General features: G+C 68.8%; 13 protein-coding genes. 4 read left to right on the top strand and 9 right to left on the bottom strand.

Annotation, left to right across the window (positions count from 1 at the left end; all coding sequences use genetic code 11):
- Positions 1 to 116: 116 nt before the first annotated feature.
- Positions 117 to 1,976, top strand: coding sequence for a sigma-54-dependent Fis family transcriptional regulator (locus tag ACFYTE_RS18930; protein WP_388711242.1), 1,860 nt, complete (start codon positions 117 to 119; stop codon positions 1,974 to 1,976).
- On the opposite strand, the gene ACFYTE_RS18925 is transcribed toward ACFYTE_RS18930, so the two are convergent.
- Positions 1,966 to 2,154 carry a hypothetical protein gene (locus ACFYTE_RS18925; protein WP_388711239.1) on the bottom strand — a complete coding sequence of 63 codons (189 nt, stop codon included), beginning with the start codon at positions 2,152 to 2,154 and terminating at the stop codon, positions 1,966 to 1,968. The two genes, ACFYTE_RS18930 and ACFYTE_RS18925, sit on opposite strands and share 11 nt — an antisense overlap.
- Before the next feature lie 272 nt (positions 2,155 to 2,426).
- Between ACFYTE_RS18925 and ACFYTE_RS18920 the strand changes: the two genes are divergently transcribed.
- Positions 2,427 to 5,567, top strand: coding sequence for an amidohydrolase family protein (locus ACFYTE_RS18920; RefSeq protein ID WP_388711236.1), 3,141 nt, complete (start codon positions 2,427 to 2,429; stop codon positions 5,565 to 5,567).
- A gap of 85 nt (positions 5,568 to 5,652) precedes the next feature.
- On the opposite strand, the gene ACFYTE_RS18915 is transcribed toward ACFYTE_RS18920, so the two are convergent.
- Genes ACFYTE_RS18915 through ACFYTE_RS18885 form a run of 7 tightly spaced genes read right to left on the bottom strand, consistent with a single transcriptional unit; the run spans position 5,653 to position 12,954 of the window.
- Positions 5,653 to 6,207, bottom strand: a complete 555-nt coding sequence (locus ACFYTE_RS18915; protein WP_388711233.1) for a MaoC family dehydratase — start codon at positions 6,205 to 6,207, stop codon at positions 5,653 to 5,655.
- 35 nt (positions 6,208 to 6,242) lie between these two features.
- Entirely contained in the window at positions 6,243 to 7,214 is a 972-nt protein-coding gene (locus ACFYTE_RS18910; RefSeq protein ID WP_388711231.1) for an HpcH/HpaI aldolase/citrate lyase family protein, read from the bottom strand.
- A gap of 5 nt (positions 7,215 to 7,219) precedes the next feature.
- Complete coding sequence (locus ACFYTE_RS18905; protein ID WP_388711228.1) at positions 7,220 to 8,446, bottom strand: acetyl-CoA C-acetyltransferase; 1,227 nt, start codon at positions 8,444 to 8,446, stop codon at positions 7,220 to 7,222.
- Positions 8,443 to 10,110, bottom strand: coding sequence for an AMP-binding protein (locus ACFYTE_RS18900; protein WP_388711226.1), 1,668 nt, complete (start codon positions 10,108 to 10,110; stop codon positions 8,443 to 8,445). Before ACFYTE_RS18900 ends, ACFYTE_RS18905 begins: the two co-directional genes overlap by 4 nt.
- Entirely contained in the window at positions 10,107 to 10,928 is an 822-nt protein-coding gene (locus ACFYTE_RS18895) for an alpha/beta fold hydrolase (protein WP_388711223.1), read from the bottom strand. The genes ACFYTE_RS18900 and ACFYTE_RS18895 overlap by 4 nt, the downstream gene beginning before the upstream one ends.
- Positions 10,925 to 11,773 (bottom strand): hypothetical protein, encoded by an 849-nt coding sequence (locus ACFYTE_RS18890; protein ID WP_388711220.1) that lies wholly within the window; start codon positions 11,771 to 11,773, stop codon positions 10,925 to 10,927. The genes ACFYTE_RS18895 and ACFYTE_RS18890 overlap by 4 nt, the downstream gene beginning before the upstream one ends.
- Complete coding sequence (locus ACFYTE_RS18885) at positions 11,770 to 12,954, bottom strand: acyl-CoA dehydrogenase family protein (protein ID WP_388711217.1); 1,185 nt, start codon at positions 12,952 to 12,954, stop codon at positions 11,770 to 11,772. Before ACFYTE_RS18885 ends, ACFYTE_RS18890 begins: the two co-directional genes overlap by 4 nt.
- 108 nt (positions 12,955 to 13,062) lie before the next feature.
- Here ACFYTE_RS18885 and ACFYTE_RS18880 point away from each other — a divergent pair, with 108 nt between their 5' ends.
- Both ACFYTE_RS18880 and ACFYTE_RS18875 read left to right on the top strand, forming a co-directional pair.
- Complete coding sequence (locus tag ACFYTE_RS18880) at positions 13,063 to 13,686, top strand: TetR/AcrR family transcriptional regulator (RefSeq protein ID WP_388711215.1); 624 nt, start codon at positions 13,063 to 13,065, stop codon at positions 13,684 to 13,686.
- A gap of 252 nt (positions 13,687 to 13,938) precedes the next feature.
- Complete coding sequence (locus tag ACFYTE_RS18875) at positions 13,939 to 15,807, top strand: MFS transporter (RefSeq protein ID WP_388711212.1); 1,869 nt, start codon at positions 13,939 to 13,941, stop codon at positions 15,805 to 15,807.
- Positions 15,808 to 15,886: 79 nt separating this feature from the next.
- On the opposite strand, the gene ACFYTE_RS18870 is transcribed toward ACFYTE_RS18875, so the two are convergent.
- The gene (locus tag ACFYTE_RS18870) at positions 15,887 to 16,462 is read right to left on the bottom strand and encodes a helix-turn-helix domain-containing protein (protein WP_388711210.1); all 576 of its coding nucleotides are present in this window, start codon (positions 16,460 to 16,462) and stop codon (positions 15,887 to 15,889) included.
- Positions 16,463 to 16,479: the final 17 nt, after the last annotated feature.

The following is a 16,479-nucleotide window of genomic DNA, read 5'->3' as shown; positions in this document are numbered from 1 at the left end:
CCCGGCCGTCCCAAGTTGGGACATGCACACCCGTTGGATCCCGCCACCTCGCCAGGCATCATGAGGGCCGCACGCGTGAGGGCCGCACGCGTCGCTGGCCGCGATGAGGAGGCCGTATGCCCCACGGACACAGCAGGCTGCTGCGCATGGCGGCGGCTCGGGCCGACTTCCTGGAATACGGACGGCAGGGCGCCGCCGGCGTGCCCGACGTCCTCGCCGCTTCATGGGTCCGCAGTCAGCAGGCCGGTGTCGACATCACCCGCCCGCTCACCGACTTCAGCGACGACATCGACACGAGTTCCCGCCTCATGCGGTGCGCAGAACCCGTCCTCGACCAACTCGGCGACGACACCGCCGATCTGCCGCTCGTCATCGCCGTCACCGACAACCAGGCCCGTGTGGTCCAGCGCCGCGACGCCTCCCAGGCGGTGGGACGGCTGCTCGACCGGGTCGCCTTCGCCCCGGGCTTCAACTATGCCGAAGGGCAGATGGGCACCAACGGCGTAGGGACCGTTCTGGAGTCGGGACAGGCCGTGTCCGTCGTCGGGCCTGAACATTTCACGGAGCAGTTGCATGCCTTCGCCTGCACCGGCGCGCCGATCATCGACCCGCTGACCGGACGCGTCGAGGGCATCCTCGACATCTCCACCCTGGCCGAGGCGTGGAGCCCGCTCGTACACACCCTCGTCAAGTCCGCGGCCAAGGACATCGGGCGCAACCTCCTCCTCGACCGGAACCAGGCCCAACAGGCACTCTTCGAGACGTATGTGAGGGCCGACGCCCGCTCGACCCGGCAGGCGGTCTTCGCCTTCGCGGACTCGGTGTTCATGGCCAACGCCGCGGCGCAGGCCCTGTTCGATCCGGTCGAGCAACTGGCCGTGAGGCAGCACGCGACCTTCCTCATGGCACGCCGCGACCGCGTGAGCGAGACGATGCACCTTGAGTCCGGCCGGATCGTCCAGATTCGTGGGACCCGTATCGTCTCGGGTTCCGAGACGGCCGGTATCGTCGTCGTCGCGGAGGTCGTCACCGAACGGGTGGGCCGTGCGGAGAGTGCAGTCGCCGACACCGGCTTCGACGATCGCGTACTCCCGCGAGTGGCCCTGGCGGGCGCAGGGACCAGGGATCTGGTCGGTGACCTGCGCCGACCTCATGTGCCGATCGCGTCCGGCTCGTCCCCGGCGTGGATCCGCGCCTGTGCGGAACTGCGTGACGCCCTCGCCGCGAACGAGCCGACGATCGTCCTCGGCGAGACCGGTACGGGCAAGTTCACCCTCGTCGCCGAGCTGTTCCACGCCGACCACCCCGGCGGGCGCAGCGTCAGCGTCGACGCGGCCCAACTGCGGTCCGGTGCGGAGAGCGACATCGACGCCCTGCTGGGCAGTACCCGTGAGCAGACCCTGTGCATCGTCCGCAACCTCGACCAGGCGAGCACCGAGGGGGTCGAACGCATCGACGAACTCTTCACCGTCCTCGGTTCGACGACCGCTCCCGTCACGTTCGCCGCGACGGTGTCGGACTCAAGTCTCGACTCGGATCTGCCGTTCCACGCGCTGCTCGGGCACTTCGAGGTCGCCGTGACCGTTCCACCGCTTCGGTGTCGCACCGAGGATCTGACGTTCATCGTCAACCGGGTTCTGGAGGAGATGGTTCCGGGGCGGCGAGTCCGGCTCTCGCCCGCAGCCATGCGAACCGTCGCCCGGTACACGTGGCCGCGCAATGTCGCGCAGCTGCGCGAGGCGCTGATCCATGCGCTCCGGGCGCGGCCGGTGGGGGAGATCCAGGACCAGGATCTGCCGAGCTACTGCCAGACCCGGTCCCACAAGAACCTCACGCGCATCGAGGCCGCCGAACGCGACGCGATCATCGTGGCGCTGCGGGACAAGGGCGGGAACCGGGTCGCCGCCGCGGCACACCTCGGTATGTCGCGGAGCAGCCTGTACCGCAAGTTGCGGTCGTACGGAATCACGGCTTGAGGGGCGGCTGAGGCTGTCCCTCACATGATCCTGCGTCGTGGCCGACCGTCATAAGAAAAAGCCCCTTACCGATTTCCATCAGCTGCATGCGGTTGCCTGCTGCATCCAGTTTCAGTTGTGTCGCTGCGACTTTCGCGGACAGGCCCTCAGAGGAAATGGTGACGGTAATAGACAGCACGAGGGACAAGGCTAGGGCGAGACGTCGTTGTCCCTGGTTGACCAGCGGCCGTGCGCCGGCGCCGCGAGGAAGACGCCCATGTCGCACCGCACGCCGTCGGTTCGTATTGATTATCAGTCGGGCAGCGGGTGGCACAAGGTCATGCGCCCGGTTTTGAGGTTTATCTGAGGTACTGAAAAAGCCGCTGGATTTCGGCCGTCGCCTGGGGTGTCCTAAACCCGGTCGGCGCCCTTACAGTCTCCCGGAGCTTTGATCTTCGGGAGGTACAGAAGTTGAGCATCACTCGCAGAACCTTCGTCAAGCGCGGTGGGCAAGTCGCGGCCGGAGCCATGTGGGTGGCGGGCGGCGCCGCCACGCTGGATACGCAGGCATGGGCGGCCCCGCGCCGAGCCGTGGGGGAGAAGGTCACCGTCACCGAGGCGACCAACGCCTCCGCCGCGCTCTCGCCGGACGGAAAGACCATCGCCTTCGACCTGCTCAACCTCCTGTGGACCGTTCCCGCATCCGGCGGTGAGGCCGCCCGGCTCACCGGCATCGAACAAGAGGCGACCGAGCCCGACTTCTCGCCGGACGGCCGCAGCATCGTCTTCGTCTCCTACACCGACGGCACCTTCCATCTGTGGCTCATGAACACGGACGGGACCGGACTGCGGCAGCTCACCACCGGCTCCGCCGACCACCGCGAGCCGCGGTTCTCCCCGGACGGCACCCGGATCGCCTGCGCTGTAGAGACCGGCAGCCGCTACGCCATCCACGTCGTGTCCCCGGACAGCGGCAAGAGCGAGGTCTGGACGCAGGGGACGGCCCAGGAGGGCCAGCCGGTCTGGACCCCGGACGGCTCCGCGATCGCCTTCACCTCCGGCACCGGCAGCGCGCCCAGGGCCATCGACCTGGTCGACGCCTCCGGCAGGCGAAGCACTCTGGTCACCGTCTCCGAGGGGTTCGTGGCCGGGCCGTCCTTCTCCCCGGACGGCAGCCGCCTCGCCTACGTCCATCTCACCTCGACCGGCACCTCACTCGTGGTCGACGGCAAGACCCTCACCGATGAGGGCGAGGACGTCTTCCCCTTCCCCGCCCGCTGGATCTCGGACGACGAACTGCTGCACACCGCCGACGGAAAGCTGCGCCGCCGCAGGATCGGCGGCAAAGCCGAGAACGTCGAGTTCACCGCCCGCGTCACCGTGCCCCGGGTCGAAGAGCGGCCCGCCTCCCGGGACTTCGACAGCACCACCGCCCGGCAGGTCAAGGGCATCGTCAGCCCGGCGCTCTCACCGGACGGCAAGCGGGTCGCCTTCGCCGCCCTCGGCAACATCTGGGTCATGCGCCGTGGCGCCGCACCCAAGGCCGTGGTCAGCGACGGCCACTACAACACCTCGCCCGCCTGGTCCCCGGACGGCAGGACCCTGGTCTACGCCAGCGACCGCAGCGGCTCCCAGGAACTGTGGCTGTACGAGACGGCCGGCGGCAGGCGACGGCAGCTGACAGCCCTCGGCGGCGCCGACGCCCCGGCGTTCAGCCCCGACGGCTCGACCGTCGCCTTCGTCGCCGACGGCGCCACCCTGCAGACCATCGACGTGGCCACCGGGAACGTGCGCAAGGCCGCCGGCCCCCTCAACTCCCCCGGCAGACCCGGCTTCTCGGCCGACGGCAAGCGGATATCCGCCGCCGTCCTGGTGCCGGTCACCCCGCGCTACCGCGAGGGCCGCAACCAGATTCTCACCGTCGACCTGGACACCGGCAGCGCCCACTACAGCGAGCCGGTCCCCGGAGCATCGCTCGGCAACCGCATCGACAGCGGTCCCGTCTACTCGCCCGACGGCCGGAAGGTCGCCTACGTCGTCGGCGGCACCCTGCGGATCAGCGCGGTCGACGCCGCGGGCCTGCCGACCGGCACCGCCCGGACGATCAACGACGAGACCGCCGACGCACCCAGCTGGAGCGGCGACTCCGGCTCGCTGCTCTACCTGTCCGACGGCAGGCTGCGCATCGCCGACGCGGGCAGCGGCCGGGCCCACGCCGTCCCGGTGCAGCTGACATGGCGTCAGGCCAAGCCGTCCGGCCGCACCGTGATCCAAGCAGGCGCCCTGTGGGACGGCACGAGGTCCACACTGCGCCATGACGTCGACATCACCCTTGAGGGCAACCGCATCGCCGCCATCGCCCCGCGCGGCAGCGGCCGCAGGCGGCCCGGCGACCGGATCGTCGACGCCCGCCACCTCACCGCGATCCCCGGCCTGATCGCCGTCCACGAACACGGGCCCGCCGCGCGCAACGACACCGGTCGGCTCTGGCTGTCCTTCGGCGTCACCGCCGTACGCTCCCCGGGCACGGCGCACTACCACGCGGTCGAGGCCAAGGAGACCATCGGCTCCGGACGCCGCATCGGCCCCCGGGTGTTCGCCGCCGGCGACCTGATAGACGGATCGAGGGTCTACTACTCCTCCGGCCGCCCGGTGACCAGCGACGACGAACTGCGCCGCGAGCTGGACAAGGCCCAGGCGCTCGGCCACGATCTGGTCAAGACATACGTCCGGCTGCCGTACGCGTTGCAGCGCAAGGCCATCGAGGGCGCCCACCGCCGCGGCCTGCGCGCCACCTCCCACTACCTGTTCGGCCCGCTCGCCCTCGGCGGGGACGGCTCCGAACACATCGGCGGCACCAGCCGCTACGGGCGCCGCCAGAAGGAGACCCACCTCGGTCACAGCTACCAGGACATGACCGGCCCGCTGGCCCGCTCCGGTATGTCCTTCGCGCCGACCCTCGGGCTGTCCGGACTCGGCCTGTCCACCGTGCGGGCCGGGCTGTACCGCTACGCCGAATGGGCGGTGGACGACCCGCGCCTGACCGGGCTCATGTCGGCCGCCGAGTACGAGGAGTTCCGGGCCGGCGTCGAAGCCGCACTCGCCAAGGAGCCCGTGTCGGAGATCGGCTTCGTCAAGCGCCACGTGGAAACGATCCGCCGCCTGATCGACGACGGCGGCCACGTCGCCGTCGGTACGGACAGCCCCCTGGTACCCCCGGCCGTCTACTACCACCTCAACCTGCAGGCCATGGTGCGCTACGGGGTCAGCCCGTACGACGCGTTGCGTTCCGCCACCGCCGAAGGCGCGCGGACCCTCGGACTCAGCAGCGACCTCGGCACCCTCGAATCGGGCAAGCTCGCGGACCTGGCGCTGGTCGAGGGCGATCCGCTGAAGGATGTCGCGGCGGCAGCGGCGGTCCGGCAGGTCGTCACCGGCGGCACCGTGCACAGCGTGGACGATCTCGCGGCGCCCTCGGCGGAATCCTCGGCCGTGGACCGCGGCGGGGCCGCTGCCGTCCGCAATGCGGTGCTCCCCGGCGTCCCCCAGAAGCCGGCCCGCGACCGGTACTGGTGGCACCACGAGGAGCACGCGTCGCACTCCTGCTGCTGACCACCGCGGCGGTGCGGTCCCGTTGACACACCGGGGCCGTACCGCCGATACGAAGCACGAGACCGCCGGTTGGCAGAACGTTCCGCTACCGCTGCTGCTCACCCCGGCCGGTGCCGCTGACCTGGTGGAGCGGGGTGCTTGAGGGGTCGCGCGGATGCGAGGGGGTGCGGCCGCCCCGCGCGTCGAGATACCCCTGCTTGGCGGCCAGTACCTTGCGCCGGAAAACGCAGACGAGCGTGCCGTCCTGGTTGTAGCCGCGTGTTTCGACGGTGACGATTCCGCGGTCGGGCTTGCTCGCGCTTTCCCGCTTGTCCACCACCGTGGTCTCGCCGTAAAGGGTGTCACCGTGGAAGGTGGGCGCGATGTGCCTGAGGTTCTTGGTCTCCAGATTCGCGATGGCCATCGCTGAGACATCCGCGACGCTCATGCCGAGCAGCAACGCGTAGACGTACGGGCCGACGACCAGGTTCCTGCCGAAGTCGGTCGCCTCGGCGGCGTAGTGGGCGTCGAGGTGCAGTGGGTGATGATTCATCGTCAGCAACGAGAACAGATGGTCGTCGTACTCGGTGACGGTCTTGCCGGGCCAATGCCGGTAGACCGCCCCGATCACGAATTCTTCGTAGGTGCGTCCGAACTGCATGGGTTTCCCTCGCAAAGTCGGTGGGGCTGGAGGTGTCAGGACCCGGGAGGTGTCCAGACCTCGGTGCGCGCCATCCCGGCCGCACGCCCCTTGGCGGAGATCACGAGCGCCATCTTTCGGGAGGCCTCGTCGATCATCTCGTCGCCGAGCATGACCGCGCCCACGGCGCCGCCGGCCCCCGACGTGAAGTGGTCATAGGCGTCGAGGATGTTCTCGGCATGGTCGTAGTCGTCCTGCCTGGGGGAGTACACCTCGTTCGCTGCGTCGATCTGGCCGGGATGGAGCACCCACTTGCCGTCGAAGCCCAGCGCGGCCGAGCGTGCGGCCACGCGCTGGTAGCCGTCGACATCGCGGATCTGCACGTAGGGGCCGTCGATGGCCTGTTTGCCGTAGGCTCGGGCGGCCATGAGGATGCTCATCAGGGCGTGGTGGTAAGCGTCTCCGACGTCGTATCCCTGGGGTTGCTCCCCGACCACGAGCGACTTCATGTTGATGCTGGCCATGAAGTCCGCGGGCCCGAAGATGACGGTCTCCACCCGGGGTGACGCCGCCGCGATGGCGTTCACGTTGATCAGGCCCAGAGCGTTCTCGATCTGAGTCTCGATGCCGATCCTCCCGACGTCGAGTCCGTTCTCGGTCTCGATCTGGGTCAGCAGCAGGTCGAGCGCGACCACCTGCTCGGGAGTCTGGACCTTGGGGAGCATGATGCAGTCGAGGTTCGCGCCGGCGCCCTCGACCACTTCGATCACATCGCGGTAGGTCCACTGTGTCGTCCAGTCGTTGACCCGGACGACTCGAAGGCGGTCGCCCCAGCCTCCCTCATTGAGTGTGGCGACGATGTTCTTCCGGGCCCCGGGTTTCGCCAGCGGCGCACACGCGTCCTCCAGGTCGAGGAACACCTGGTCGCTGTTCAGGCTCTTGGCCTTTTCGAGGAACCGCGGGTTCGAGCCCGGCACGGCGAGGCACGAGCGGCGCGGCCGCGGGTGGGGTCGTGTGGTCTGAGTCATCGGGTTCATCCCTGCACTCTTTCGAAAATGACGGCGAGTCCCTGACCTCCGCCGATGCACATGGTCTCCAGGCCGTAGCGCACCTGACGGCGGTGCATCTCGTGGGCCAGAGTGGTCAGGATGCGGGCCCCGGTGGCCCCGGCGGGGTGGCCCAGCGAGATGCCGGAACCGTGGACGTTGAACTTCTCCTCAAGCTCTGCGTCCTTGAGACCCCACTCGGTGATGCAGGCGAGCACTTGCGAGGCGAAGGCCTCGTTGAGTTCGATCAGGTCGATGTCGGCGAGCGTCAGATGGGAACGCTCCAGGGCCTTGGCCACTGCGGGGACCGGACCGATGCCCATCACCCCCGGTGGCACGCCCGCCACAGCCGAGGTGACGATGCGCAGCATCGGCCGCAGGCCGAGGTGTTCGGCTCGCTCACGTGTGGTGACGACGCACACGGAAGCACCGTCGCTCTGCCCGCACGCGTTTCCGGGCGTGACGGTCGCTTCCGGGTCGATGCCGAGCCGGAGCGGCTTCAGCCGCTGCAGGTCGGCCATGGTGAGTCCGCGCCGGGGGTGTTCGTCGGTGGTGATGGTTCGTTCGGGTGTCCTGCGGGTCGCGGGAGTGGACACGGGAACGATCTCGGCCTCGAAGACGCCGGTGTCCTGGGCGGCCACGGCCTTGCGCTGGCTCCACAGGGCGAACTCGTCCTGGGCCTGACGGCTCACCCCGTACTGGGCTCGCACGTTCTCGGCGGTCTCCAGCATGCCGCCCGGTACCGGGAAGTTGTGGCCGCCGGCGGTCACACGGCCGCGAGCGATCCGGCTGACCAGCTCGATCGTCTCTTTTCTGGTTCCCTCTCGGGCGCCGAGCATGTAGTACTCAGCCTGGCTCATGGACTCCGCACCCCCGGCCACCATGGTGTCGGCCCAGCCTGCACCGACGGTGAGTGCGGCGTAGAGGATCGACTGCAGGCCGGAACCGCAGCGACGGTCCAGTTGGAGCCCGCCCGTGGTGACCCCGAGTCCGGCGTTGAGTGCCGCGACCCGTCCGATGGCAGGTGACTCCCCGTTGGGGTAGCACTGGCCCAGGACGACGTCGTCGACGTCTCCCTCGGCGAGCCCGGTGCGTTCCATCAGGCCGGCGATCGCGGCAGTCGCCAGGTCCGCCGCATCCAGGCTCTTGAACTGTCCCCCGTCCACCCCGACCGGGGTCCGGACCGGATTGCAGATGACGACGTCGTCCCTCATTTCTTCCCTTTCGTCGGAGCCTTGTCGAGTTCGGCTGCGAGTTCCCGAAGTGCTGCGGCCCTGATCTTCGTGCCGTTGGCGCCCCTGGTCGTCGGCATCTCGTCGATCACGTGGACGACCTCGGGCACTTTGTACCGAGCCAGCTGCTCGACGCAGTACCGACGGACGGCATCTGCGTCGACGGTGCTCCCGGCACGCGCGACGACGAAGCAGATCGGGCGCATCTCCCCCTCGCCCCCGAGCCCGACCACTTTCACCATCTCGACCTCGGGCAGCTGGGCGATGACGGACTCGATCTCGACGGGCTCGACCAGGAACCCCTTGAGCCGCAGTGAGTCACCCATCCGGCACTGGTAGACGACAGAGCCGTCCTCACACATGTGGCAGAGGTCTCCGGTGCGGAACCAGCCGTCGGTGCTCCGGTTGCCGGCCATCACCGAGCCGTCGCTGTCGCCGAGGTAGGCATCGACCACCGCGTAGCCGCGGACCTGGAGCTCACCGGACTGCCCGGTGGGCAGCGGCTGCCCGCTCACCGGATCGACGATGCGCAGCTCCGCCTCAGGGGAGGGGGGACGACCGCCGCCCGCCCAGCGCCCCGGGGCGTCGTCGGCGGGGCGCCAGAACGTGAGCAGTCCGAACACCTCACTGGAGCCGTAGATGCCCATCGCGGTGCAGTCCGTGCGCTGTTCGAACCACCTGGCGATGTCGGCGGACTGCCCGTAGAAGTCGCCGAACAAGAAACGCCGGAAGGCGCTGAGATTGCGAGGTTCCCGCTCCCAAGCGGCCTTGATGCGTCCGCCGATGTCGTCCGCCGATGTCAAGTGCGTGACCCCGTGGCGCTCCATCAGCGCCAGTGCGTGCGGACCGTCGAAGGAGGGTTGCATGACGAGGGCGCCCCCGCCGGCCAAGCATGCGTAGGCCGGTGAGAAGGCGAGGACCCCTGACAGCGGGAGCGGCATGAGCGACCGTGACTCGGGGCCCAGCCCGGCGGCCGCGGCCACCGCTCGTGCGTGGTGGACCACGTTGCTGCTGAGGTGTGCCGCGAGCTTGGGCCTGCCCGTGGAACCGGACGTGGCGAAGGCCACCGCAAGCGCATCCGGGGCTCCGTCGAGCGCATGCGGGTCGAGCGGCGCCGACAGGTCGGCCTCGCGCGGGGGCCATGCTCCGGCGCCGAGGTCGTAGCCGGCCACCGCATCGGATGAGGCGGGCGGCTGGTCGGGTGCGGTGATGACCGCTGTCGACGGCGCCGGCACACCGGCTTGGCGTACTCCCTCGCGCAGGCGATCTCTGAAGGGAAGGCCGCGGAAGGCGTGGGCGACGGCCACGACGACGGGTCGGGCCTGTTCGACGATGTGGGCGATGTCGCCGATCGCATAGCGGGTGTTGATGCCGACGACGTGGGCGCCCAGCGCGGCCACGGCGAACTGCCAGACGATGGCATCGCCCCAGTTGGGCAGGTACACCGCCACGCAGTCGCCCTCGCCGACGCCACGCTCCCGAAGGTCGTCACGCAGGGACACCACGCGCCGCCACAGTTGCCCGTAGGTGGTGGTCAACGCGTCGGGCGTATCGTCGATGACCGCCGGTGCGCCGGGGGTGCGGGCGACCACTTCGGCCAGGAGCTGAGGCAAAGTGGAACGGTGGTCCGTGCTGCTAGCGGTCATGCGGTTCCTCCCAGGTCCCGCAGCCAGGCGTCGATCTGTCCGGCGCCGTCCCGCAACTCTTCCATGGGGTAGTGGCCGATCCCGGGGAGGAGCGTGAAGCGGGCCCGGCTGATCTCGGCTGCGGTCCTGCGACCGTCGTCCGGGCTGAGCCAGAGGTCTGCCTCGCCGATCACAATGTGCACGGGACAGCTGATGCTGCTCAGGCCGGCGAAGATGTCGTGGGAGACCCATCCGATGAGGTCACTGTTCGAGATCTCGGGGTCCTCCCGCCGATGCATCAGCGCAATGGTCTCCCGCTTCGCTTCGGGGACGGCGGGACCGAGTACGGCATGAGTGCCGAGGTAGGTGCGGTCCGACCGGCTCGGTGCGGCGGCATCGATGAGTTCTCGTTCCAGGCTGTGCACGTCGAGACCGGCGTCGACGGTGTCGCTGCCACCGTGGGCCGCCATGGCGACGACACCCGAGAGGCGCTGACCACGCCGCACGGCAAGGTCGATCGCGATGCGTCCGCCGATCGAGCAGCCGACGACGTACGGGGCCTGCAGAGCCAGGGAGTCGATGAGGCGTTCGCACCATGCTGCATAGTCGCCGAGGTCGCGTACCGGGCCCTCGGGGTGTGGCTCGGACTTCCCGTGACCCGGCAGGTCGGGTACGACGACGTACCAGCCTCGGGCGGCAAGCTCGGACTGGACGTGGCGCCATTGGACGCCGTTCTGGCCGGCGGTGTGCAGGCAGAGGACCGCTGGTGCCGACGGATCGCCTTCGGTCAGGACGAACGACAGGACGCCGTCGACCTTGAGGTACTGCGCGTGGATCATTTCTCCTCCCGGGCCAGGGCACGCATCACATCGATGACGGCGACGAGGGTGCGGTTCAGTCTGAGGTACTCGTAGGCGTCGCCGGTCGTCCGGAACTGGTCGCACATGGCGCGCCGGGTGAAGTCGTTCTCAGGGCCGGTGACCAGCTCGACCCATGTCTTCTCGCTCGCGTGGACGGTGAAGGTCGGGCCGTGCGGCATGCGACGGCCCACGTCGAGGATGCGACCCTTGTAGACACGCAGAAGCATCGTCTCGCCGCCGATGCCGAACCCGATCGTTCCGTCCCAGGTGGACGTCAAGCGGGTGAACTGACCGTCCTTTTCCAGGGCGTCGGCCAGAAGACGCGCCCACTCGGCGGTCCCGATCGCGGTGCGGACCCGTTCCTGTGTGTCGTCCACTGCCATGCGCGCTTCCACGAGGATCCGCGATGTCGCATGCTGGAGCACATCGCCGTCGGCTCCCAGCACTTCGATCGTCCGGTGCACGACTCCCTTGGTCCGGCTCCGGGAGCGCTGGATCCGGGTGAAGGTGATGCGGAAGGTCACCGACTCTCCGATGTGGACCGGCTTGGTGTAATGCCAGGTGTGATCGAGTTCGGCCAGTACCCGGGCGGCCACCCCCGTGTCCACCATCCACGAGATCAGCATGGCCTGGATCAGGGGACCGTGGACGGTTGATCCCGGGATGTTCGGGTCGTGCAGGGAACTGGAGTCGCCGACCGCGTCGGCGTACCGAGCCACCCTCTCCCGCGAGAAGGTGATCGGATCGCTGGTCACGACCTGCCCGACGACATGGTCCTCCAGGTAAAGGCCGCCGGAAACACCCGGCCTGACGGCAAGGGTCATGCTCGGTCCCCCAGAATGTCGTCGGAAATGACCCGGAGCTGGATCTCGTTGGTCCCCTCGAAGATTCGCGTCAGCCGGGCGTCACGCCAGTGCCTCTCGACGGCGAAGTCAGTGGTGTAGCCGGCACCGCCGTGGATCTGCATCGCCTCGCTCGTGACCCGCTCGGCCATCTCGGATGCGACGTACTTGGCCATCGCCGCCTCACGGTGACACCGACGTCCGGAGTCGATCTCGGTGGCGACGTGGTAGTAGAGCTGGCGAGCCGCCTCGATGTCGGCCGCCATGCGGGCGAGCTTGAAGCGGACATCCTGGAACTGGGTGAGGGGTCCGCCGAACTGGCTGCGGGTCCGCGCGTAGGCCACGGCGTCCTCAAGCGCCGCGCGGGCCAGGCCGACGGCGCGGGCAGCCGTGTGGGCCCGCCCCACCTCAAGGCCGGACAGGGCGAGGTAGAAGCCGCGCCCCTCCTCGCCGATCATGGACGAGGCCGGCAACCGGAGCCCGTCGAAGGACAACTCCCAGGTCCGCCAGCCGTGGTAGCCGATCTTGCGGATGGGGTTACCCGTCACGCCCGCAGGGAACGAGTCGCGTTCCTTGTCGACCAGGAACGCGCTGATGCCGCGGTGCGGCTTGGCAGCATCCTTGTCCTGAGTGCGTGCGAAGAGGACGAGGTAGTCGGCCTGGTCCGCGAAGGTGCACCACATCTTGGTGCCGTGCACCACCCATTCGTCGCCCTCCCTCCTGGCGCGCGTCGAGATGTTCGCGACATCCGAACCGGCTTCGGCCTCGCTGAGGGCGAACGCCCCGAGGTAGTCCCCGGTCGCCATCCGCGGCAGCAGTCCGGCCTTCTGCTCGTCCGTGAAGTCCCCGCCCATTCCGTTTCCCCGAGCGAGCAGGCTCCCCACGCTGAGCCATCCACGGGACAGCTCCTCGGCCACCAGGCAGTACTCGAACACGCCCAGTCCGAGCCCGCCGTACTCCTCGGGGATCATCAACCCGAAGAAACCCATGTCGGCCATCTGCTGACGCAGGCGGTCGGGTATCTGCCCGCCGACCGGGTCGAGCTCTTGGGCCGCCGGAAGCACCTCGTTCATGGTGAACTCACGTGCCAGACGCTGGATCTCCTTGCGCTCCGGTGTGAGATACCGGGGTGTGTCCGGGCGCGGCTCGGGCCGGTGGGTCATGTGTAACCTCCACACGTACGAACGATCGTTCACCATTGGACCCGGGGATGCGCTTCTCGTCAACCCCACGGTGCGGAACGGCTCGCCCGACGGGTTAGGCTGCCCGCTGTGAGCTCCTCAGAGTCCAGTCCGGCGTCCACGGTCCGGCGCACGGGCGGTGTCAACCTCGAACCGATCATGTCCGCGGCTGAACAGGCGTTTGCGGAGCAGGGCTTCTACGGTGCGTCCATGCGCACGATCGCCCGGACCGCCGGCACGAGCCTCTCGAACCTGTACAACTACTTCCCCTCCAAGGACGACCTCCTGCTCGGCGTGCTGGAACGCGCGAACGGCATGCTTGAGGCTCGGATCGCGGACGCGCTCGCCGGTGCCGGTCCGACCGCCACGGAACGGCTCAGGGCCGCGGTCACCGCCTATGTCGGCTTCAGCGTGGACCACCGCCAGGCGGCCGTGGTGGCGCTCAGCGAGTTCCGTTACCTGCACGGCGACCGGCGGGCGCAGCTCGTGGAGGCTCGTGACCGTACCCAGGCGATCTTCCAGGAGATCACACGGGACGGGATGGCGTCGGGAGAGTTCGGCACTCGGCTCGAACGCGATGCCACGCGAGCTGTGCTGCTGCTGTGCGCCACGGTTCCCAACTGGTACCGGGCCTCAGGCGAACTGACCCGCGAGAAAGTGGCGGACATGCAGGCCGACTTCGCTCTCTCGATCGTCGGCGCCCGACAGGGCTGACCTTCGCGCGCCCCTGGGTTCCTCAAGGGTGCACGCACACGTGTGAGGTGCCGACACCGGATGGCGCGGCGTGGGGCGCGCCCGCAACGGTCGACACGCGACCCGATCCGCCACGAGGACTGCCCACCGTGAGAAATCCGGTACCAGGCATATCGGGTCGGACATAACTCTTGCCTGCGGTGCGTGGCACACCTAGCATCTGCGCACGAACGATCGTTCGTCCTTTCGGTCGAAGAGTTCAGGAGGACCCCCGTGAGCACATTCCGGTCCTACGTGGCCACCGCCCCCCGGCCGGACGGTCGAGCCGCCGATCCTGCGCGCGAACGAGATATGCGCAAGCTGGTGACCGCGTCGCTCGTCTCGTCGGTCCTTGAATGGTTCGACTTCATGATCTACGCGACCGCCGCGGCTCTGGTGTTCGGTCCTCTGTTCTTCCCCGCTCTCGGCGGGACCGAGGGAACACTGGCGTCGTTCGGAACGCTTGCCGTCGGCTTCGTGGCGCGGCCGTTCGGCGGCATCATCGCCGGCGCGGTCGGTGACCGGTACGGACGAAAGGTCCCGCTGGTCGGCGCCATGGTGATCATGGGGTTCGTCACGTTCCTCATGGGCATCCTGCCCACGCACGCGTCGATCGGAAACGCGGCGCCCGTGCTGCTGGTCATCGCTCGACTGGTGCAGGGCATCGGCGTAGGGGCGCAGTGGGGTGGTGCGGCCATGCTGCTCGTCGAGCACGCCCCCGAGTCCAGGCGCGGCTTCTACGGTTCCTTCGTCAATATGGGCAGCATCATCGGTGCCGCGCTCGGGTCGCTCATGTTCCTGGTGCTCACCACAAGCATGTCCCGCGACACCTTCGAATCCTGGGGCTGGCGCATCCCGTTCCTGACCGGCCTCCTGCTGATCGCCTTCGGCATCTACATCCAGAACAGGATCGAGGAGACCCCCGTCTTCAGGGAGCTGAGTGCCAAGGCCGAGGCCGCGCGGTCCGAACACCACGTCGCCAAGGCGCCGTTGCGGATCGCTCTCACGCAGTACTGGCCGCAAGTGCTCCAGGCGCTGTGTGCGTTCTTCGTCGTCAACGGAACGTTCTACATCTTCGTGTCCGGGGTCCTCAGCTACGGAACCACCGTCGTGGGCTACAGCAACAGGCAGATCCTGCTGGTCGTCCTGGCGGCCGGCCTGACGCAGGTGGTGAGCATCCCGTTCTTCGGCGGTCTGACCGACCGGGTCGGGACGCGCAAGAAGGTCTACCTCGCGGGCGCCGCGGCGATGGCACTGGCAGCGTTCCCCATCTTCTGGCTGGTGGACAGCGGCAACCTGTTCCTCACGTTCCTGGGTCTGGTCCTGGGCTTCACCATTCACGCCTCGATGTTCGGGCCCCAGACGGCGATGTACGGCGAGATGTTCCCCGCAGACGTGCGGCTCTCCGGAGCAAGCCTGGGCTTCCAGCTGGCATCCGTGCTCGCCGGCGGCCTGGCACCGCTCACCATGACCGCGCTCGTCGACCGGTTCGGCGGCTCCTGGCCGGTGTCGATCTATATCGTCGCGATGGCAGTCGTCACGTTCGTGGGCGTCTGGACGGTGAAGGAGCACTACCGTCGCGATCTCTACCTGACCACCGCGGAGATCGACCAGGCGCAAGGGGCGAGCCCGACGGCCGAGGCCCGGCTCGCCCACCTTGAGGACGTGCAGGCGATACAGCAGCTGAGGGCTCGTTACTGTCACGCGCTGGACGACCGGCAGTGGGACGACCTGATCGACACCTTCACCGAGGAAGGCACCTTCGTCGGGCTCTCCACGGCGCAGGGACGGGAAAACCTCAAACAGTTCTTCTCGGCGCTTCCCGACGGCCCTATCGACGCCTGGTGGCACTTCTCGGCCAATGAGACCGTCGAGATCGACGGCGACCGTGCCGCCGGCATGACGTGGTTGTGGCAACCGTGCGTCGTGGAGGGACGAGCCCAGGTGGCGGCCGGCAGATACGTCGATCGCATGGTGAAGTGCACGGACGGACGGTGGCGCTTCGAAGAGCGCAGGGTGTCCTTCTTCTGGTGGGTCGACCAGGAACGCGGGTGGGCTCCGCACCGCTACGACTTCGAGCCGGCCCAGGTCGCGGCTGACTGAAGCGGCCACCTTCCCTGAATATCCCGGCAAATGCGGGTGCCCGCGGAGCCGGCCGACGAGTGAACCCGGCCAGGCACTACTAGGTACGCGGGTAGCCCAGCATCGAGTGGGTGACCGCGCCCTCCTCGGCGGTCGTGTAGTAGTGCTCGGTGGTGCCGGAGAAGCGGGCCGCGTCGCCGGGGCCGAGCGGGTACGGCACCTCGTCGGCCATGAGCGTCACCCGGCCGGAGACCACCATGACGTACTCGACCGAACCGGCGCCGTGGGTGCTGGCCTGGCTGCGGCTGCGGGGCGGCAGGACCGTGCGGTACAGCTCGGTCCTGCCGTGCTCGTGGCTGGAGAAGAGCAGATGCACGGCGATCTCGCCGGGTGGGACCGGCAGCGCGGAGGTGCGCACGATCTCGGGGCGGGGCAGCGGGCGGCGCAGCAGCTCGGAGGTGCTGGTGTCGAGGGCGTCGGCGACGCGGACCAGCACCTCGACGGTCGGGTTGGCCTCGGCGCGTTCGATCTGGGAGAGGAGTGCCTTGCTGACGCCGGTGGTGGCGGACAGCTCACGCAGGCTCAGACCCCGGGCGAGGCGCAGCCGCCCGAGGTTCCCGGCGAGAGCCGAGCGCACCCCGGCGGCCGCGCCGGTGGCGCCCGGAGCTTCCGACACCCTCCGGGTATGCGGCG

Source organism: Streptomyces sp. NPDC004629 (genome assembly GCF_042873595.1).
Taxonomy (GTDB): Bacteria; Actinomycetota; Actinomycetes; order Streptomycetales; family Streptomycetaceae; genus Streptomyces.
The sequence above is the reverse complement of the archived record's forward strand: the minus strand, read 5'-3'. Positions and strand labels throughout refer to the sequence as shown.